Below are 19,397 nucleotides of genomic sequence, written 5' to 3'. Positions count from 1 at the left end.
TTATGAAGCGGCTTTGGCATCCCAGACGATCGGCAGGTTGCGGATCGACAGGAGGCTGGGGACGACCGTCGTGTCGGCGCCGTCCCTGACGCGGAATTCGTGCGGGATGCGCTCGAACCACAGATCGAGCAGCACGCGCAATTCGCGCCGCGCGAGATGCGCGCCGAGGCAGATATGGACCCCGCCCGCCAGCGTGAAATGACGGTTGTTCTTGCGCGCCGGATCGAAGCGGTGGGGGCATTCGAACTGTTCGGGGTCGAAGTTGCCCGAGGTGTTGAACACCGTGACCCAGTCGCCCGCCTTGATCTGGACGCCGTGCCATTCGAAATCGCGCTTCACCTTGCGGCCCGAATTGACGAGCGGCTGGGTGCGCAGGAATTCCTCCACCGCCGAATTGATCAGCCCCTTGTCGGCGCGGATCTGCGCCTGGAGTCCGGGGTGCATCGCGAGGCGGCGGAACATCTGGCTGACGGTCGAGGCGACGGTGTCGAGCCCGCCGAGCCACAGGAACCAGGTCATGCCGATGACTTCGTCGTCGGTCAGCTTCTGGCCGTCGATCGCGCCGTTGGCGATATAGCTGCCGAGCGTGTCGTCGGGCGCCGCCTGCTTCTCGGCAATGAAACCGCGCAGATAGGCGAGCACGCCGCGCAGCGCCTGGGCCTTCTTCTCCAGGTCGTCTTCGTGCAGGATGTTCCATTCCCAGTCGAGGAACTGTTCGAACATCGTGAAGGGGAAGCCCATCAGGTCGAGGAAGACGCGCACCGGGAACACGCGCCCGAAGTCCCAGGCGATGTCGACCTCGCCCTTGTCGGCGAAGCGGTCGATCATGCCGCCGATGATCTCGCGGATACGCGGTTCGCGCTCGTTCATTGCGACCGGGGTGAACCAGGGGTTCAGGAACTTGCGGTATTTGCCGTGGTCGGGCGGATCGATGCCGAGCGGGATCGACGGAAAGCTCTCGCCCGCGAGCAGCTGGAACTGCGCGACGCCCTCCGACGAGAAATGGTCGTTATCCTCGTAGACGCGGCGGATATCCTCGTAGCGGGTGACCACCCACGCGCCGTGGCGATTGCCGCTGATCGGCCAGGGATAATAATGGATGCGCGGAAAGCCGTCCTCGCGCACCACGTCCATCGGTCGATAGGGTTCGACGAGGTCGTTGGGGACGATCCCGGCCGCGAAGCGCGTGTCGAGCACCCGTTCGGGCGGGACATGCGCGGGGACGGGGGGCGCATCGGCACCGGCGCGGGCGACCGGACAGCGCGACAGGGTTTCGGTCATCGGTGCCTCCGTTCAGGCCGAGGCGAACATGCGTTCGATGTCGCCCGAGGTGATCGGGCGGCGCGCCTTGCCGATCGCGTCCATGCTGTCGGTCTTGAGCCCGCCGAGGTTGTGGCGCGGACTGACGTCGACATGTTTGCCGAGTTCGCGCAGGTGCCCGACGGTGCAATTCTCGCGCCCGCCGTTGAGCGCAAAGGCGTCGAAGCTGTATTCGCGCATGACGTTGAGGTGGGTGATCTTGTCGATCGTTTCTTTCGCGAGCCCGTTGACCGACGCCCACAGATATTCGGGGACATTGGGCCACACCGTGTCCGAATGCGGATAGTCGCATTCATAGGCGACCATGTCCTCGTTCATATATTCGAGGTTCTTCACCCCGAACTGGTCGTCGATGAAGCAGCAGATGATGTGGCGCTTGAACAGGTCCGACGGCCGTTCGCCCTTGAAATCGGTGTAGGTCCATTCGTGGTGATGTTCGTGCGTGAAATCGGCGCGCTCGAGGAAATAGGGAATCCAGCCGATGCCGCCTTCGCTGAGCGCCATGCGCAGGTCGGGGTAACGCTGCCAGAAGGTGGCGAAGGTCCAGTCGGCCGCCGAATTGGCGATCGAGATCGGCATCGCGGTGATCCACGCATCGATCGGGCTCTCGCTCGACGGATGCATCGCGCGCGCGCCGGTGCCGATATGGCAGTTGATCACCATCTTGTAGTCGGAACAGGCCTTCCAGAAGGGCTCCCAATATTCATTGTGGATGCTCGGCAGGCCGATGTTCGCGGGATTGTCGGAAAAGCTCACCGCGTGGACGCCAAGGTCGCTCATGCGCTTCAGCTCGGCGAGCGTGTCGTCCATGTTCCACATCGGAATCAGGCACATCGGGATAAAGCGGCCCGGCGCGCTCGCGCACCATTCCTGCACATGCCAGTCGTTCCACGCGCGGCAGGCGAGCAGCGCCTCTTCGGGGTCCTTCTGCGCCATGCCGACGAAGGTGCCGCCGGCGAAGCTCGGCATGGTCGGGAAATTCAGCGAGGCGAGGACGCCGTTGGCGTTCATGTCGTCGACGCGCAGCTTGGCGTCATAGGTACCCGGGCGCAGCTGGTCGAAGGCGCTCGGTTCCATGCCATATTCGCTGCGCGGGCGGCCGACGACGGCGTTGAGGCCGATCGTGGGGAAACGCTGGCCGTTCCAAAGCCAGATGTCCTTGCCATTGTCCTGGACGATGCGCGGCGCGCGGTCCTTTTTCCCTTCGGGATAGTGGCGGATGAAGGCCTCGGGGGGCTCGACCGCATGATCGTCGACGCTGATGATCACCATGTCGTCCATCTGCATGGCGACTCTCCTCTCAAATGATTTGTTGTTGCGGTCATCATCGCAAAAATTGACGATGTGTCAACTATTGGATTATGACATAGTTAAATAAGTGGGAGAGCATATGATCACGCGAACATTGCCGGTGATCGACCGGGACAATCGGGCCTATTGGACGTGGGGAGGCGAGGGCAGACTCGCGATCCACCGCTGCGCCGCCTGCGAATATTATGTCCATCCGCCGGTGCCCTTCTGCCCGCGCTGCGAGAGCCGCGACGTCGCGCCGCAGGCGGTGTCGGGGCGCGGCCGGGTGGTGACCTTCACGGTCAATCACAAGGCGTGGGTGCCCGGTCTCGCCGAACCCTATGTGCTCGCGCTCGTCGCGATCGACGAGCAGGACGATGTGCGCCTGGCGTGCAATATCGTCGATTGTCCGCCCTCCGACGTCGCGTTCGACATGCCGGTCGAGGTGGTTTTCGAACCGGTCGAGGACCTGTGGATTCCACTCTTCCGACCGGTGCAGTCATGACCCGCTTCGCCGAAAAGGACACCGCGATCACCGCCGTCGGCATGTCCGAAGTCTCGCGCGGCGCGACGAAGTCGGCGCTCGCGCTCACGGTCGATGCCGCGCTCGAAGCCATCGCCGACGCCGGCCTGACCCGCGCCGACATCGACGGCATCGCGACCTGGCCCGGCGAGCGCGCCGACGGGTCGGGCTTTTCGCCCGTCGGCTGCGCCGCGTTGCAGGATGCGCTGCGGCTCGAGGTCGGCTGGTACGGTGGCGGCGGCGAGGCGCCGGGCCAATATGGTGCGGTTTTCAACGCGATCGGGGCGATTTCCGCCGGGCTTTGCCGCAACGTGCTGATCTTTCGCACCATGTACGAGGCGACCGCGCGCAAGACGGCCTATGCCAATTCACTGCTCCGCGAAGGCCAGCGGCAGGCAGGCCCCTTTGCCTGGTACGCGCCCTATTACACCTACGCCGCGGCGCTCCAGCAGGCGCTCTTCTTCAACCTCTATGTCCACAAGAGCGGGATCACCCCCGAGCAGGTGGGACAGATCGCGGTGAACCAGCGCCGCAACGCCGCGCTCAATCCGAACGCGATCTACAAGACCCCGATCACCATCGACGATTATCTGGCGTCGCCGCTGATCGCGACCCCGCTGCGGCTCTATGATTGCGACGTGCCGATCGACGGCGCGGCGGCGATCATCGTGTCGCGGATGGATGTCGCGCGCGACTTGCCCAACCCACCGATCCGTATCGAGGCGATCGGATCGTCGATGCGCTACCGCAACAGCTGGACCCAGCTCGACGCGCTCGACACGCAGGCGCAGCCGAAGGTTGCAGAAATGATGTGGGGGCGCACCGACCTCAAACCCGCCGACGTCGACATCGCGCAGCTTTACGACGGGTTCAGCTTCCACACGATCAACTGGCTCGAAAATTTCGGTTTCTGTGATCGTTATGGTGCGAAGGATTTTATCGAGGGCGGCCGCCGCATCGCATTGGACGGTGATTTGCCGGTCAACACCGGCGGCGGCGCGATGTCGGGCGGGCGCCTCCACGCCTATGGCGCGGTGCACGAAGCTTGTACCCAGCTGTGGGGACGGGCGGGGGCCCGGCAGGTGCGGGGCGATCCGCGGGTGTGCGCGACCTCGACCTCGGGCGGTCCGCTGGCGGGGGCGATGCTGCTGGTGCGCGACTAGCGGCGGGTCGCTCCGGGCGCGTTCGTCGAAGGGGCGGAGGCGCCCGCGGCTCAGCCCTGCCGGACGGTTTCGCCACCGATCAGCGTGAGCGCGACCGAACCGAGGGCTCCTGCATCTTTCGGCCAGTCATACAGGATCAGATCCGCGGGACCCCCGACAATGAGCGGCGATTGATACAGTGCGAGCGCCTCCGCCCGCCCGACCGCTTCGCTGCCGCCGATGACATCGCCCCCACGCGTTCGCCGGTCGGTTGCCGCGCGCAGGGCAATCCACGGATTCGCATCGCCATAGGGCGCATCCGATCCGCCCAGCACCCGTACTCCGCCGCGGACGAGCGAGCCGAGCCGGTAGAGATCGTCGAGCTCCGCCGCGTCGATCTGGGCGCGGTAGCGGTCGCCGCGGTCGTGGATGAAATTGGGCTGCGTCACCACCGTCAGCCCCGCCGCGGCGACATCGCCGATCAGGCTTGCGGGGATCATCCCGCCATGCTCGATCCGGTCGCCCGGGTGGGCGCCGCCGGCCGCTTCGAGCGCCCCCAGAAAGAAGAGGAGTTCGCCCAGCGTCACGCAGTGCGCGGCGACCTTGCGCCCGCGTGCGCGCGCCGCGGCGATCCGCGCCGCGACGGCCTCCACCGGCGGCAGGTCGTTCTCGTCGAGCAGCAATTTCACCGGACCGAGCGCATAGCCATCGCCGGGCGGCAGGTCTTCGGTTCCCATCATCACCAGCCGCTGCGGCATCGCACCGGCGAGCAGCGCCGCCTCCGCGCGTCCGTTCGCCGCGCCCGCGTCGGTCACCCCCGTCACGCCCCATTGCGCGAGCCTCGCCCCCAGCGCGGCGAGCGAGGGCGGCGCGCCGCCGATCCGCTCGCGCAGCCAGGCGTCGCCGCGCCAGATCCGGCCGTCGGGCGCGCCCTCGGCGTCGCGTCCGACGCAATCGGGAAAGGGCGGGGGGCCGAGCGCGGCAAGACCCGGACCGTTGAGCAGCCAATAGGCGCCGGTGCGATCCTGCACGCGCAGCGGCCGGTCGGGCAGCCATGCATCGAGCGCCGTGCGATCGGGCAGCCCCGCGACGCGCTCGTCATAGCCGGTCGCACGCACCCAGCTGCCGGGCGCGCCGGGGGCAGCGCGCAGGCCGGCGATCACCGCCTCGACCGTGCGGCAAGCCGAAAGATCGACCGATTCCATCCGTGCTGCGGTCGCGAACAGGTGCAGATGATGGTCGTGCAGCCCCGCGCCGAGGGTTAGCCCGCGCGCGTCCTGTTCGAGGCCGCGCCCCGTGACCGCGGGTGCCATCGCCGCGATCGTCCCGTTGCGGATCGCGACCTCCAGCCGCGCGCCCGCCGCATCGCGTCCGTCCCGGATGATCAGGTCGAAGACATCGCTCATGCGAGGGCCCGTGCAAAGCCTGCCGCGGTCCCGGCGAGCGGAACGTCGAGCAATCCGCAGCGCCCGGCGGCGAGCGCTTCGAGCGCCAGCGTCGCCGCGGTCATCCCGGTCAGCGGATCGGCGAGCGCGTCGCCGATGAAGCGGGGGGCACCGTCCTCCCGGCGCAGCAGGCCGCCCGCCGCGGCGCAATCGTCGCCGAAGCCGACGCGCATCGCCGCCGTGCCGGTCCAGCCATGTGCGGTGATCGCGACCCAGAGCAGGTCGGGATTGTGCGCGAACAGCGTGGCTTCGTCGAGCCCGAGCCGCGCCAGCGCGTGCGGTCGCGCCGAGGTGATCAGGACGCGCGCGCCGGCGATCTGCGCGCGCAGTTCGGAACCGGCAAGATCGGTGCGGATGCGGCGTTTGGCGCCGTTGAGGCGCGCGTCGAGCGCGGGGGTGTGGAGCGGCGTGGGATCGGGCCGCGCAGCGCTTTCGACCTTGGTCACCGCATGGCCCGCCTCGGCGAGCAGCGCGCCGCAATAGGGGCCTGCCCACAGCGCCGACAGGTCGAGCACGATACCGTTTCCGGCGCTGCCCCGTGCCAGCGTGGCTGTCGCGGCCGGACCGGCTTCGCCGACCTCGGCCACGGGCAGGTGCAGTTCGGCCCCCGCCTGCGCCATTTCGCGCGCGTCGCGATCGCGCGCGGCGCGTGCGATGGCCTCCCACGGCTCGGCGCCGAAGTCGGTGCCGGTCCACGCGGGGACCATGTCGCGATCGTCGTCGCGCGCCAGCGACACCGCGATCCATCCGTCGCGGCAACGCACCAGCCGGCAATGGCGGTTGGGCGACCATAGGCCGGGCTCGGCGAGCGCCAGATCGTCGGCACGCGACAGGGCGGTGCGCGGGTCGAAGGCGATGCGCCCGTCCGAGGCGGCGACCAGTCGCTTCCCCGCCTCGGCCATCGCGTCGAGCAGCCTGCTCATGCCGCCGGCTCGATCGCGTGAACCAGACCCCAGTCGAGCGCCTGCGCCGCGCCGACGCGCCGTGCAGAGAGCAGCATCCACAAGGTCCGGTGCCGCCCGATTGCGCGCGCCACGGTCACGGTGCCGCCGGCGCCGGGAATGAGCCCCATCGTCACTTCGGGGAGCTGGAACCAGGCGTCGGCGCCCGCGATCCGGCGATGCGCCGCGGCGGCAACCTCGATCCCCGACCCGACGCACGCACCGTGCAATCGGACCTCCGCGCGTGCGGCGAGCGCATCGAGCGCGCGCGCGCAGCTGTGCAGCGTCCGCACGGCATGCGCCTCGGCAAGGTCGCGCGCCGTCCCGAATTCGGCGAGCGCGCCGCCGGTCGAGAAACATTTGCCCGCGCCCTGCAGCCGCACCATGGGACGGCCCGGGTCGTCGAGCGCGTTGGCGAGCGCCTCGTACAGCGCGTCGCGCATCGCCGCCGACATGGCGTTGCGGTTGGCGGAATCGTCGAGGGTGAGGGTGATCCGGTCGCCGTCGCGTTCGATGCGCAGGGGCTCCGCGGGAACGGACAGTGGCTGATGGGTATCTGTATGTGCGCGCCAGCGCGCGAATTCGGAACCGCCGAGCAGGCTCGAATAGGCGAGCGATTCGACCGCCAGCGCATCGGCGAAGGGCAGTTTGGACGTCAGGCGCAATATCTGCGCCGCGATCGTCGCCGCGAGCGGGTTCGTTCGCACCGCATCGGCGAGCCGGTCGGCATCGGCCGGTTTCCGGATCGAAACCCAGGGACGCGGAGCTCGGTCCGCGACGGTCAGCAACAGGTCGAAATCGTCGACGACCACCGCGGGCAGGACGCCGTCGCGATCGACCCCGATCACCACCGCCTGGATCGGCGCCCGGGGCCGCCGCCAGCCTGCCGCGTCGACGAGCAGCACCGGCTGCCCGCCCGGCGCGGACAGGCGGTCCGCGTCGAGATGGTCGGGCCGGGTCATCGCGCCGTCCTACCCGGCGCAGACCTCGTCCGCCAGTTCCGCCTTGAGCAGGCGGCGCAGCAGCTTGCCGGTCTCGTTGTAGGGAAGTTCGTCGCGCACATACCATCGCTCGGGCGTCTTGGTCGAACGCAGCTTGCCACGGATCGTCGCCGCCATCGCTTCGGTGTCGGGCGTGCCCGATCGCGACACGATCACCGCGACGACCTTTTCGCCCCACGTCTCGCACGGAACGCCCAGCACCGCGCAGTCGGCGATGTCGGCAAAGCCGCGCAGTACATCCTCGATCTCGCCGGGCGAGATATTCTCGCCGCCGCGCACGATGACGTCGTCGAGCCGTCCCTCGACGAACAGATAGCCGCCCTCGTCGAGCCAGCCCGCGTCGTTGGTTGCGAACCAGCCGTCGTCGGCGATCGCCTTCTTGTGCAGATATTCGCCCGAGACCTGCTCGCCGCGCACATGAATCTCGCCATGCTCGCCGGGGGCGCAGCACGACCCGTCCTCGCGGCGGATTTCCAGCTCGACGCTCGGCAGCGGCTGGCCGACCGAAGCGATGCGGCGGCGTACCGCGGGATCGCCGGAGGCAAAGGCGGCGCGATGGTCCTCGGCGCCGAGCAGCGCGATCGTCGAGCTTGTTTCGGTCAGTCCATAGGCGTTGACGAAGGCGACGTGCGGCAACGCGTCGAGCGCGCGCGCGATCACCGGTTCGGGCATCTTGCCGCCGCCATAGGACAGCGCGCGCAGCGCCGGGAGGGTCTCGCCCGTCTCGGCCATCACGTCGAGGATGCGGCCGAGCATCGTCGGGACGACCATCGCGTGGGTGATTCCCTCGCGGGCGGCGGTGGCGACCCATTCTTCGGCGGTGAAGGCGGGCAGGTAGACGATCCGCCGCCCGCCATAGGCCGAGGTCAGGATCGCCGAGATTCCCGCGATATGATAGGACGGCACGCTGACCAGCGCCGCCTCGTCCTCGCCCGCGCCGAGGAATTCGACCGTCGCCATCACATAGGCGGTCAGGTTGGCGTGGCGCAGCACCGCGGCCTTGGGATCGCCCGTGGTCCCGCTGGTGAACAGCAGCACCGCCATGTCGTTTTCGGCCTCGGGAAGATCGCGCTTGTCGGGCGTCTCGCCGGCCAGGAAACGCGCCTCGAAGGCGCTGCGCGCGACGATCTCGACGCCTTCGACCGGCGTCAGCCGCGGCAGCATCGAGTCGTCGGCGACCAGCATCGCGGGGGCGGTGCGCGCGACGAGCTTGTTGAGGTCGGCGTCGGCAAGGCGATAGTTGAGCGGCACGAAGGGCGTGCCCGCCATCCCGCTGGCAAAGAGCAGCACGGGCAGGGCGTTGCCGTTCATCCCGAGGAAGGCGGTGTTCACCCGGCCTTTTTCCGCAAGCCACGCCGCGACCTGCGTCGCGCGCGCGCGATAGCTTTCGAAATCGAGATCTTCCCCGGCCCCGCCGAGCGCGGCCCGGTCCGGACAGGCGTCGGCGGCGATATCGAGCAGCAGCGGCGTGCGCATCGTGTCAGTCCGACGCGGGCAGCGGCTTGGCGCCCTTGACCGTCATCGCGACGCCATTGAACGCCAGCGAACCCTTGCCGGCCTTGGCGCCGAGCACCTCGAGTCCGCTCGCCTCGTCGACGTAGCGCTTGCCGATCGCGACGCCCTCGGCGAAGTCCGGGCTGACCGCGCCGCCCGGCGCCGCGGCATCGTCGATCGGCAGCACCGCCGCGCCGCCGCACTGGAGTTCGCCCACGGTGCTCGGGGGGCGCACGACGACCAGCTGCGCGTCGCACACTGCGCTCTTCCAGCGCGAACCCGGCTTCAATTCCATGACCATTCGTCCTTTCCCGTGCCAGTCGGCCCCGGGCCGCCTGTCCTCTTTCTTCCGCCAATAAGTCAATCGACATAGAAAGTAAACGTAGTTATATAACTCAAAACAGCAGAGGGACGAGGATGCATCCACGGCATTTTGCGCGCGTGTCGCCCGATCGGCCGGCGGTCGTCATGGCGACGACCGGCGCGACGACCAGTTACGCCGAACTCGAAGCGCTCGCAAATCGCGGCGCGCAGCTTTTCCGCGCCCATGGCATCATGGCGGGCGATACGGTTGCGGTCTGGCTCAGGAACTGCGCCGAATATTTCGCGATCTACTGGGCGGCGCAACGCGCCGGCCTTTATCTCTGCCCGATATCGAGCCAGCTCACGGCGGAGGAAGCCGCCTACATCCTCAACGACAGCGGTGCGAAGCTGCTGGCGACCCACGCCGATGTGCCGGCCGCGGCGACGCTGGTCGCGCAAAGCCGAACGCTCGCGCCCGCGGTCGCCGATATCTACGATCTCGGGACCGGGCTCGCGCCGCTGCCTTCGTGGCCGCATGCCGTGGCGGCACAGGCTGACACCCCGATCGCCGACGAATCGGCGGGCTACCACCTCGTCTATTCCTCGGGCACGACGGGGCGGCCAAAGGGCATCCGGCTGCCGCTGTCGGGCGAGCCCGCCGACGCGCCGCACATGCTCGCCGACCGGATCGGCGGGCGCTATGGCGTCGGCGCGCACAGCGTGCTGCTCTCGCCCGCACCGCTCTACCACACCGCGCCGCTCGCTTATGGCATGGCGGCGCATCGGCTCGGCGCGACGCTCGTCATCATGGACAAATTCGATGCCGGCGAGGTGCTGCGCTTGATCGAAGCCTATGGCGTCACCTTCATGCAGATGGTCCCTACGATGTTCATCCGCCTGCTGGCGCTGCCTGAAGCGGTGCGCGCGCGCCACGACCTTTCGTCGCTCGACAAGATCGTCCACGCCGCGGCGCCGTGCCCGGTCGAGGTCAAGCGCCGGATGATCGAATGGCTCGGCCCGATCATCTATGAATATTACGGCGGGTCGGAGGGGAATGGCTCGACCTTCATCACGCCGCAGGAATGGATCGAACATCCCGGCTCGGTTGGCCGCGCCGACTGGGGCACGCTCCACATCTGCGACGAAGCCGGCGGCGAGGTCGGGCCCGGCGTCGACGGGCTGGTCTATTTCGAGGGCGGCTGGGACTTCCAGTACCTCAACGATCCCGAAAAGACGCGCGATGCGCGCCATCCGCTGCACCCGGGCTGGTCGACGCTCGGGGATATCGGCCATGTCGACGAAGCGGGCTATCTCTATCTCACCGACCGCAAGAGTTTCATGATCATCTCGGGCGGGGTGAACATCTATCCGCAGGAAGCCGAGAACCTCCTCATCCAGCATCCCGAGGTCGCCGACGTCGCGGTGATCGGCGTGCCGCACGCCGAGATGGGCGAAGAGGTCAAGGCGGTCGTCCAGCCGAAGAATTGGAACGACGCCGGCCCCGACCTTGCCGCGCGCCTGATCGCCCATTGCCGCGACCATCTCAGCGCGGTCAAATGTCCGCGCTCGGTCGATTTCGACCCTGCGCTGCCGCGACACGACACGGGCAAGCTCTACAAGCAGGACATCCGCAAGCGCTACTGGCCCTAGCCGCGGCGCCTAGCTTCTTCCGGGCCCCCACAGGATCAGCGCGGCGCCGCCGAGGCAGACGAGGCCGCCGATCAGGTCCCAGCGGTCGGGTGACACGTCCTCGACCAGCTTGAGCCAGACGAGCGAGGCAATGATGTAGATACCGCCGTAGGCGGCGAAGGCGCGGCCCGCGGCTTCGGCCTCGACGCGCGTCAGCGCATAGGCGAAAAAGGCGAGCGCGAGCGCGCCGGGGACCAGCCACCAGGGCGACTTGTCGAGCCGCAGCACCGACCAGAAGGCGAAGCAGCCGCCGATCTCGCCCAGCGCCACCAGAATATACCAGCCGATCGTCGCCAGCGGCGCGGTCATGCGTGCGCGCCTTCGCACAGGCGATGGTCGCCCAGCGCCTCGATGACGCGGCAATCGCCCGCCAGCCCGCCGCGGCAACGGCCGACGATCCGCGCCAGTTCGTCGCGCAGGCTCGCCAATTGTGCGATCTTTGCCTCGACCTGTTCCAGATGCCCGCTCGCGATCCGGTCGGCCTCGGCGCATTCGCGCTCGGGATGGTCCGACAGGTCGAGCAGCGAGCGGATTTCGTCGATCGTGAAGCCCAGGTCGCGCGAATGGCGCACGAAGGCGAGCCGCTGGCGGTGCGCGTCGCCATAGCTGCGGTAATTGGCTGCGGTGCGGTGCGGTTCGGGGAGCAGGCCGATGCGCTCGTAATAGCGGATCGTTTCGATATTGGCGCCGGTGGTGCGCGCGAGTTCGCCGATTTTCATGCCTTGACCCCGTAGTTGCTACAGGGTGCATATAGGCGGTCGACTCGAAACCCCAAGGAGATTCGGCCGATGTCCGACCAATGCTGTGCCGGCAAAAGCGGCAAGACCGCGCTCAACGACCCGCGGTGGCGGCGCGTGCTGTGGATCGCGCTCGTCGTCAACGCGGGCATGTTCGCGGTCGAGATCGCTGCCGGGGTCGCTGCCGATTCGCGCGCGCTCCAGGCCGATGCGCTCGATTTTCTCGGCGACGCCGCCAATTATGCGATCAGCCTCGGCGTCGCGGGAATGGCGCTGGCGTGGCGCGCCCGCGCGGCGCTGTTCAAGGCGGCGACGATGCTCGCGTTCGGGATCGCGGTGCTCGCCTCGACGGTCTGGGGCATCGCGACGGGAACCGCGCCGCACGCCGAGACGATGGGGTTCGTCGGCGCCGCGGCGCTCGCCGCCAACGTCGTCGTCGCGCTGATGCTCTATCGCTGGCGCACCGGCGACGCGAACATGCGATCGGTGTGGATCTGCTCGCGCAACGACGCGATCGGCAACCTCGCCGTGCTTGCGGCGGCGCTCGGCGTTTTCGGGACCGGGCAGGGCTGGCCCGACCTTGCCGTCGCGGCGATCATGGCCGGGCTTGCGATCTGGGGCAGCCTCGACGTGTTCCGGCAGGCGCGCGGCGAACTGCGCGGGGGGCACGCGGTCGAAGCGGTCTGACCGCTATCCGGCCCAATATCGAGCGGAGAAACGACATGGGTGCAGACCATGATCATGGCGAAGGCGGACACGCCCACAATCACGCGGCGGGCGCCAATGCGCGCAGCCTTTCCATCGCACTCGGGCTGACGGGGACCTTCCTCGTCGCCGAACTGGTCGGGGCGTGGCTGTTCAACAGTCTCGCGCTGCTCTCCGACGCGGCGCACATGTTCACCGATTCGGCGGCGCTGGCGATCGCGCTCGCGGCGATCCGCATCGGGCAGCGCCCGGCGGACAACCGCCGCACCTACGGCTATCGCCGCTTCGAGATTCTTGCCGCGGCGTTCAACGCGGTGCTGCTGTTCGTCGTCGCGGGCTTCGTCCTCTACGAAGGCGTGCAGCGCTTCTTCACGCCGCCCGAGGTCCAGTCGCTCGGCATGCTTGCGGTCGCCAGCGGCGGGCTGGTGATCAACCTCGTGGCGATGCGCATCCTCGCGGGCGGGAAGGAGGCAAGCCTCAACGTCAAGGGCGCCTATCTCGAAGTGTGGGCCGACATGCTCGGTTCGGTGGGCGTGATCGGCGCGGCGCTGCTGATCTGGGCGACGGGCTGGAACTGGGTTGACCCGATCGTCGCTATCGCGATCGGGCTGTGGGTGCTGCCGCGCACCTGGATATTGCTTCGCGACACGACGCACATCCTGCTTCAGGGCGTGCCGCGCGGATTCGATCTCGACGCGGTGCGCGCCGCGATGCGCGCCGAACCGGGGGTGGCCGACGTGCACGACCTGCACCTCTGGTCGGTCGCCGGCGACGACGCCAGCCTGACGGCGCATGTCGTCGTCGCCGACGGGCAGGCGGTCGAGGGCGTGCGCACGCGGCTCGCCGCGATGCTCGAGGACCGCTTCGCGATCCATCATGCGACGATCCAGACCGAGACGGCGCCCTGCGCCGACGCGGACATGCTGCACGCCTGATCGGCCGGGGTCAGCCCGGCTGGTTGTACATCTCGGTCGGCCCCGGATATTCGCGGCCGTCGTCGAGCCCCTTGCCGATCTCGCGCTCGGACAGCGCGTTCACCATCGCGTTGAGGCGCAGCACCGTCTTGCGATGCTTGGGATCGTTCGCGAGGTTGACCAGTTCCTTCGGGTCGGCGTGGGTGTCGTAGAGCTCGAGGTCGTTGCGCGTGCTCAGCGTTTTCCAGTCGGTCGGCATATGGTGATGCGCCGGCGCGAAATAGCGCGCGAACTTCCAGCGGCCGTCGTGCACGCCGCGGTGCAGGCGGCGTTTCGACAGGTCATAGACCTTCGAATAGTCGGGGATCGTCTCGCCCGGGGGACGGGGGCCGACGGTGCGCGCCGAATTGGGTTCCCACATGTGCGCGACCGCATAGTTGAAAAAATGGCCGCGCTTGTCGCGTTCGGTCGGCGCATCGGGCGCCCCGAGCAGCGCCGAGACGTCGACCCCGGGCAGGCCCGGAAACCGGCTCGTCGCTTCGTCGGCGGAAAGGCCGGCGAGCGCCATCAGCGTCGGCGCGATGTCGACCGCGCCCATGAGACCCTTGGTGGCGCGGCCGCCCGCGAAGTCGGGGTGCGCGATGATCATCGGGATGTTGGTTTCCTCGCGGTACATCGTGCCCGCCTTCTGCCGCATCCCGTGCGCGCCCGCGCGTTCGCCATGGTCGCTCGTGTACATGATGATCGTATTGTCGATCTGGCCGCTCTCCTTGAGCGCCCAGAGCAATTGCCCGAGCCGCCGGTCGACGTCGCGCAGGCAGTTGTAGTAATAATTGTTGAACCGGTGCCACGACGCTTCGTCGTCGTGCGGCATCGGGCCATAGAAGAGGTCGTTCAGCCGCACGATCGCGCGGTGCGCCTCGGGCTTGGTGCTGAGGTCGTCCTTGTAGAAGCTCTCGGGCAGGTCGAACTTGTTGTCGGTCTCGTAGATCGGGTCGCCCGGCTCGCGGCGCAGCGGCGCCAGGATGTCGGGATGGGTGCGGTGTTTCGCCTGTTTGCCCGTCGCGTCATAGAACATGATGTCGTGCGGATTGATGAGGCCGACGACCATGAACCACGGCTTGCCGCCGGCCTTGTCGCGCCGGGTGAAGTCGAAGATGCTGCGCGCGGCGTCGCCCGCCACGAACATGTCGGCGCGATAGCCGTCCCAGGTCAGCCCCAGTTCCTCGCCGTCGAAGCCGTAATCGTGGAAGCCGTATTTCTCCATCGCGCGTTCGGTGTTGGGATAGACACCGCCGACGACGCGGTTCCAGTTGCGCTCGAAATTGATCCGGCTGAGGTGCCACTTGCCCTTGTAGCTGGTGTAATAGCCCGCGGCCTGCATCATGTGGCCCAGCGTCGGCATGTCTTCGGCCGCAACCGGGTTGGGGGCGTTGTCGCTGTTCAGGAACAGCCCCGTCTGCTGGGTGTGGTGACCCTGGAAGATCGTCGAGCGCGACGGGGTGCACGGCGTCGTGTGGACGTGATAATTTTCGACGAGCATTCCGCGTTCCATCAGTTCGCGATGGTGCGGCAGCTTTTCGAGCAGGCCCTTGGGGTAGCTGGCGATGCCCTGTTCCTGGTCGGTGACGATCATCAGGACGTTGAGCTTCTTGCCGTTCTTCGCCAGCGCCGGCATCGCGAGCCCCGCGGCGGCGAGCGCCCCCATGCCGCCAACGAACGTCCGGCGATTCACATCCCAACCCATTACTCTCTCCCGTCTTGATTCCCTGTCGAGTCCCGCCCGCGACGCTGCGTGCGCCGCGGGCGGTACGGCCTCAGAACTTCACCGCGAAATCGACGCCGAATTCGCGCGGCGCCTGATAGAATTGCGAGATCGGCGTCGCGCCCGCGTTGGTCGCACCCGACATCACCTTCTGGTCGGTCAGGTTGGTTCCGTACAGCGTGACCTTCCACTGTTCGTCATCGCCGGCGACGGCGATGCTGGCGTTGAGCAGCACGACTTCGTTGCGGTAATAGCCGGGGTTGTTGCTGCGTCCCCAGGTGTTGAAGCGCGACGAATAGCGTGCGTCGCTGTGCAGCTTCACTTCGCCGAACGAGGTCGGGATCGCATAGTCGACCGACAGGCTGCCGCTCCACTTGGGTGCGTTCGCAAGGTCGAGGCCCGACGAGTCGACCGGGACGGCGAAGGTACCGTTGGGCACGCCGTTGATCAGGATCGGCGTCGCGGGCCCGCACTGGCCGACCTCGGGCGCTCCGTTGGTGAACACCCCGTTGGTGTCGGCGCAGAAGTCGGTGTAGCGCGCGTGCAGATATGCAACGTTGGCACCGATGGTGAAACCGGTCGCCGGCCGCAACAGACTTTCGATCTCGAAGCCGTAGATTTTCGCCGCGGCGATATTGGTCGTGACGTTTTCGGCGCGCACCGAACCCATCTTGGTCACCGAGCTTTGCAGGTCGCGGTAGTTGTTGAGGAAGCCCGCGACGTTCAGGCGCAGCAACCGGTCGAACAGGTCGGTCTTGGCGCCAAGCTCGAACGCGGTGACGCGCTCGGGGTCATAGGGGCCGACATTTTCGGGGATGGTTCCGCGCGAATTATAGCCGCCCGCCTTGTAGCCCTGCGAATAATTGGCGTAGACCATGGCGTCGGGGGTCACTTCGTAATTGACCGTCAGGCGCGGCGTAAACTCGGACCAGCTCGACTTGAGGCTGCTCGCGAAGGACGACACCTGATTGCCGTTCAGCAGCACCTGCGACGCGATGTCATATTTCTTGCGGTCGTGGCTGTAGCGACCGCCCATCGACAGGGTCAGCCCGTCGGCGGGGTGCGCGTTGACCAGCGCGAAGATCGCGTAGCTGTCGGTGTCCTGATGCAGTTGCGCGAGCGTGGTCGTGGTCGGCGTCGCGAGCACGGTGTTGAACTGGCGCCACTTGTCGGCCTGGTAATAGAGGCCGACGACGAAATCGACCGGTTCACCTTCCGGCGAGACGTAACGCAGTTCCGCGCTTTTCGACTCGCCCGAAAAGTCGCGCGTCACGTCGAGCTGCGGCGCGGGGGTGATCAGCCCGTCGAAGTCGCCGCGCGTGACATAGGTCAGATGACGATAGCCGAGCACCGAACTGATCGTGCCCCAGCCCACATCGAGGTTCGAGTTCCACGACCCGCCATAGCTTTCGGTGTTCGCATAGGGGTCGAACAGCACCGCGGCCTTGTAGACGTCGGTCTTCACCGCGTCGGGGAGCAGGTCCCAGTTGGCATCGCCATTGTCGAGCACGTGCGGTGCCGGACCCACGGTCTTCTGTTTCAGCCAGTCGACGATCACGGTCGAATCGAACGCGCCGCCCTGATCATATTCGAGTGCGCCGCGGACCGACTTGACGTTGGCGCCGTTGAGGCGGTTGCCGGTGATGACGTTGCGCGCATAGCCGTTGTAGTCGCGGAAGTTGACGGCGACCTTGGCGGCGAGCGCGTCGCCCGCGAAACGGCCGGTATTCACCTTGCCGCGGAACTGCTTGAGCCCGTACGAACCGAGCGAAACGCGGGCTTCGCCGCCGAAATCGTCGGTCGGCCGCGCGCTGATGACGTTGATCGTGCCGGCGAGGTTGTTCTTGCCGAACAGCACGCCCTGCGGGCCTTTCAGTATCTCGATGCGCTCGACATCGAACAGGTCGAGCATCGTGCTCGACACGAAGGGGATGTAGACGCCGTCGATGATCGTGCTGACCTTGGGGTCGGCGTTGGGATCGGGATCGGCGGTGCTCATGCCGCGGATCGAGATCATCGGCACGTTGGCGACGAGTCCCTGCGTCTGCAGCACGACGTTCGGCGCGAGGCCGTTCAGGCTGGTGATATTGGTGCTGCCGCTCGATTCGACCATGTCGGAGTTGAAAGCCGAAATGGCGATCGGCACATCCTGAACGCTTTCCGAGCGGCGCTGCGCGGTGACGAGAATCTCGCCATAGCTGTTGTCGGCGGCATCATTGCCGGTCGCCGTGTCGGGGGCGGCGGCATCCTGGGCATATGCGGGCGCCGCCGAAAGCGCGATCGCGGCGGTTGAAAGCAAAAGCAAAGCGGTCTTCATTCTGTCCTCCCGTTCGAGGGCCGCGCGCGTCCGTACCCGCACGCGTCGTCGCGGCGGATATGCGGCATGCGCACCGGCCTCTTCAGTCCATGGAACGGGGCCTCGCTGGCGGAGGTCGTCTTGCCGGCGGCGCGGGATATCTGTCGTATCCTCGGCGGGTGCCGTCGGGCCTGATCCTCGTTCCCGTCGGCGGTCATATCATGGCAAAATAATACTTCAAGTGCTAAGCATTGCATTTATGTGAAAATCGAAAATGGCGGAAAAGCGCTTGCTTCGTCCCGGTCCTCCTGCATATAAGTTAGATATCTAAGTATTTTTGGTGCGCGCATGGGCGTGCGAGGCAGGGCAAGGCAAATGGCAGGCACAGGGCGGGGCCGCACGCTTTACGACAAGATCTGGGACGCACATGTCGTCGCCGACGACGAGGGCGAATCGATCCTCTACATCGACCTCCACCTGCTGCACGAGGTCACCTCGCCGCAGGCCTTTGCCGGACTCGCCGAAGCGGGGCGGGGGGTGCGCAGGCCCGATCGCGCGCTCGCGCTGTCCGATCATAATGTGCCGACCGAAGGGCAGGCCGCCGGCCCCGCGGGCGTGGCCGACGAGGAGGCGCGCGCGCAGCTCGAGATGCTCGAGATCAACGCCGACCGTTTCGGCATCGAACGTTTCGCGATGGGCGATCCGCGCGGCGGCATCGTCCATGTCGTCGGCCCCGAACAGGGACGGTCGCAGCCGGGCATGACGATCGTGTGCGGCGACAGCCACACCTCGACGCACGGCGCGTTCGGGGCGCTGGCATTCGGCATCGGAACGAGCGAGGTCGAGCATGTGCTCGCGACGCAGACGATCCGGCAGCGCCGGTCGCGCAACATGCGGATCACCGTCGGCGGGCAGCTGGCGCCGCATGTCCATGCCAAGGATCTGGCGCTCCATCTGCTGCATGCGGTCGGCGTCGACGGCGCGACCGGGCACGTCATCGAATATGCCGGCGAGGCGGTGCGCGCGCTGTCGATGGAGGCACGGATGACGCTGTGCAACCTCAGCATCGAAATGGGCGCGCGCGCCGGGATGGTCGCACCCGACGAAACGACCCTTGCCTATCTTCGCGGGCGTCCATCGGTCCCGGCGGACTGGAGTGCGGCGACCGCGCGGTGGCGGACGCTTGCGAGCGATTCCGACGCGCGATTCGACCGCGAACTGCATATCGATGCCGGCGACGTGCGGCCGATGGTCAGCTGGGGCACGAATCCCGCGCAGGTCATCGCGCTCGACGCCATCATTCCCGACCCGGCGGCTGCGGCCGATGCCGATGCGCGTGCCAGTGCAGAGCGTGCCCTGGCCTATATGGGGCTGGCGCCGGGTGCCCCGATCGCCGGGCAACGGCTCGACCGCGTGTTCATCGGCAGCTGCACCAACAGCCGGATCGAAGACCTGCGTATCGCCGCGGCGGTCGCGCGCGGCCGCCGTGTCGCGCCGCACGTTCGTGCGATGGTCGTGCCGGGTTCGGGGCTCGTGAAGCGGCAGGCGGAGGCCGAGGGGCTCGATATCGTCTTTCGCGACGCGGGGTTCGACTGGCGCGAACCCGGCTGCTCGCTGTGCGTCGGCATGAACCCCGACCGGCTCGCGCCGGGCGAGCGCTGCGCCTCGACCTCGAACCGCAATTTCGAGAACCGGCAAGGACGCGCGGGCCGGACGCACCTGATGAGTCCCGCGCTCGCCGCGGCAAGCGCGATCGCGGGGGAGATCGCATCGCCCGCGATGCTGGGCCAGCCGCACGAGTGAACGAACGCCGATGAGGCTGGCATGGGGAG

Annotated in this window: 17 protein-coding genes; 6 read left to right on the top strand and 11 right to left on the bottom strand. The window is 67.5% G+C overall.

The window, feature by feature from the left end; translation table 11 throughout:
* Both EAO27_RS09415 and EAO27_RS09410 read right to left on the bottom strand, forming a co-directional pair.
* Positions 1-1,281: a cytochrome P450 gene (locus EAO27_RS09415; RefSeq protein ID WP_242779904.1), complete on the bottom strand. Its 1,281-nt coding sequence runs from the start codon at positions 1,279-1,281 to the stop codon at positions 1-3.
* 12 nt (positions 1,282-1,293) lie between these two features.
* On the bottom strand, positions 1,294-2,607 hold the full coding sequence (locus EAO27_RS09410; protein ID WP_242779902.1) for an amidohydrolase family protein: 1,314 nt from the start codon (positions 2,605-2,607) through the stop codon (positions 1,294-1,296).
* Between the two features lie 103 nt (positions 2,608-2,710).
* On the opposite strand from EAO27_RS09410, the gene EAO27_RS09405 reads away from it, so the two are divergent.
* Entirely contained in the window at positions 2,711-3,115 is a 405-nt protein-coding gene (locus EAO27_RS09405) for an OB-fold domain-containing protein (RefSeq protein WP_242779900.1), read from the top strand.
* Positions 3,112-4,296, top strand: coding sequence for a thiolase family protein (locus tag EAO27_RS09400; RefSeq protein ID WP_242779898.1), 1,185 nt, complete (start codon positions 3,112-3,114; stop codon positions 4,294-4,296). Before EAO27_RS09405 ends, EAO27_RS09400 begins: the two co-directional genes overlap by 4 nt.
* 50 nt (positions 4,297-4,346) lie before the next feature.
* Here the strand turns inward: EAO27_RS09400 and EAO27_RS09395 are convergent, their stop codons facing one another.
* Genes EAO27_RS09395 through EAO27_RS09375 form a run of 5 tightly spaced genes read right to left on the bottom strand, consistent with a single transcriptional unit; the run spans position 4,347 to position 9,451 of the window.
* Positions 4,347-5,681, bottom strand: a complete 1,335-nt coding sequence (locus EAO27_RS09395) for an amidohydrolase family protein (RefSeq protein ID WP_242779896.1) — start codon at positions 5,679-5,681, stop codon at positions 4,347-4,349.
* Complete coding sequence (locus EAO27_RS09390) at positions 5,678-6,643, bottom strand: CoA transferase (protein ID WP_242779894.1); 966 nt, start codon at positions 6,641-6,643, stop codon at positions 5,678-5,680. The genes EAO27_RS09395 and EAO27_RS09390 overlap by 4 nt, the downstream gene beginning before the upstream one ends.
* Positions 6,640-7,623, bottom strand: coding sequence for an enoyl-CoA hydratase/isomerase family protein (locus tag EAO27_RS09385; protein ID WP_242779892.1), 984 nt, complete (start codon positions 7,621-7,623; stop codon positions 6,640-6,642). Before EAO27_RS09385 ends, EAO27_RS09390 begins: the two co-directional genes overlap by 4 nt.
* A 9-nt stretch (positions 7,624-7,632) precedes the next feature.
* Positions 7,633-9,138, bottom strand: a complete 1,506-nt coding sequence (locus EAO27_RS09380; protein WP_242779890.1) for an AMP-binding protein — start codon at positions 9,136-9,138, stop codon at positions 7,633-7,635.
* A gap of 4 nt (positions 9,139-9,142) precedes the next feature.
* A complete protein-coding gene (locus tag EAO27_RS09375) occupies positions 9,143-9,451 on the bottom strand; it encodes a hypothetical protein (protein WP_242779888.1) in 309 nt (102 codons plus the stop codon).
* Between the two features lie 122 nt (positions 9,452-9,573).
* On the opposite strand from EAO27_RS09375, the gene EAO27_RS09370 reads away from it, so the two are divergent.
* Positions 9,574-11,109, top strand: a complete 1,536-nt coding sequence (locus EAO27_RS09370) for an acyl-CoA synthetase (RefSeq protein WP_242779886.1) — start codon at positions 9,574-9,576, stop codon at positions 11,107-11,109.
* A 9-nt stretch (positions 11,110-11,118) separates the two neighbouring features.
* Here the strand turns inward: EAO27_RS09370 and EAO27_RS09365 are convergent, their stop codons facing one another.
* The gene (locus EAO27_RS09365; RefSeq protein ID WP_242779884.1) at positions 11,119-11,457 is read right to left on the bottom strand and encodes a YnfA family protein; all 339 of its coding nucleotides are present in this window, start codon (positions 11,455-11,457) and stop codon (positions 11,119-11,121) included.
* The gene (locus tag EAO27_RS09360) at positions 11,454-11,867 is read right to left on the bottom strand and encodes a helix-turn-helix domain-containing protein (protein WP_242779882.1); all 414 of its coding nucleotides are present in this window, start codon (positions 11,865-11,867) and stop codon (positions 11,454-11,456) included. Before EAO27_RS09360 ends, EAO27_RS09365 begins: the two co-directional genes overlap by 4 nt.
* A gap of 69 nt (positions 11,868-11,936) precedes the next feature.
* Between EAO27_RS09360 and EAO27_RS09355 the strand changes: the two genes are divergently transcribed.
* Together EAO27_RS09355 and EAO27_RS09350 are read left to right on the top strand one after the other, a co-directional pair.
* Positions 11,937-12,572, top strand: coding sequence for a cation transporter (locus EAO27_RS09355; RefSeq protein ID WP_242779880.1), 636 nt, complete (start codon positions 11,937-11,939; stop codon positions 12,570-12,572).
* Between the two features lie 35 nt (positions 12,573-12,607).
* A complete protein-coding gene (locus EAO27_RS09350) occupies positions 12,608-13,525 on the top strand; it encodes a cation diffusion facilitator family transporter (protein ID WP_242779878.1) in 918 nt (305 codons plus the stop codon).
* A 10-nt stretch (positions 13,526-13,535) separates the two neighbouring features.
* Here the strand turns inward: EAO27_RS09350 and EAO27_RS09345 are convergent, their stop codons facing one another.
* Both EAO27_RS09345 and EAO27_RS09340 read right to left on the bottom strand, forming a co-directional pair.
* On the bottom strand, positions 13,536-15,251 hold the full coding sequence (locus tag EAO27_RS09345; protein WP_242779876.1) for a sulfatase-like hydrolase/transferase: 1,716 nt from the start codon (positions 15,249-15,251) through the stop codon (positions 13,536-13,538).
* A 70-nt stretch (positions 15,252-15,321) separates the two neighbouring features.
* Positions 15,322-17,586: a TonB-dependent receptor gene (locus EAO27_RS09340; RefSeq protein ID WP_242779874.1), complete on the bottom strand. Its 2,265-nt coding sequence runs from the start codon at positions 17,584-17,586 to the stop codon at positions 15,322-15,324.
* A gap of 354 nt (positions 17,587-17,940) precedes the next feature.
* On the opposite strand from EAO27_RS09340, the gene leuC reads away from it, so the two are divergent.
* Positions 17,941-19,368: a 3-isopropylmalate dehydratase large subunit gene (gene leuC, locus EAO27_RS09335; RefSeq protein WP_242779873.1), complete on the top strand. Its 1,428-nt coding sequence runs from the start codon at positions 17,941-17,943 to the stop codon at positions 19,366-19,368.
* Positions 19,369-19,397: the final 29 nt, after the last annotated feature.

This window comes from Sphingopyxis sp. YF1 (assembly GCF_022701295.1).
Classification (GTDB): Bacteria; Pseudomonadota; Alphaproteobacteria; order Sphingomonadales; family Sphingomonadaceae; genus Sphingopyxis.
The sequence above is the reverse complement of the archived record's forward strand: the minus strand, read 5'-3'. Positions and strand labels throughout refer to the sequence as shown.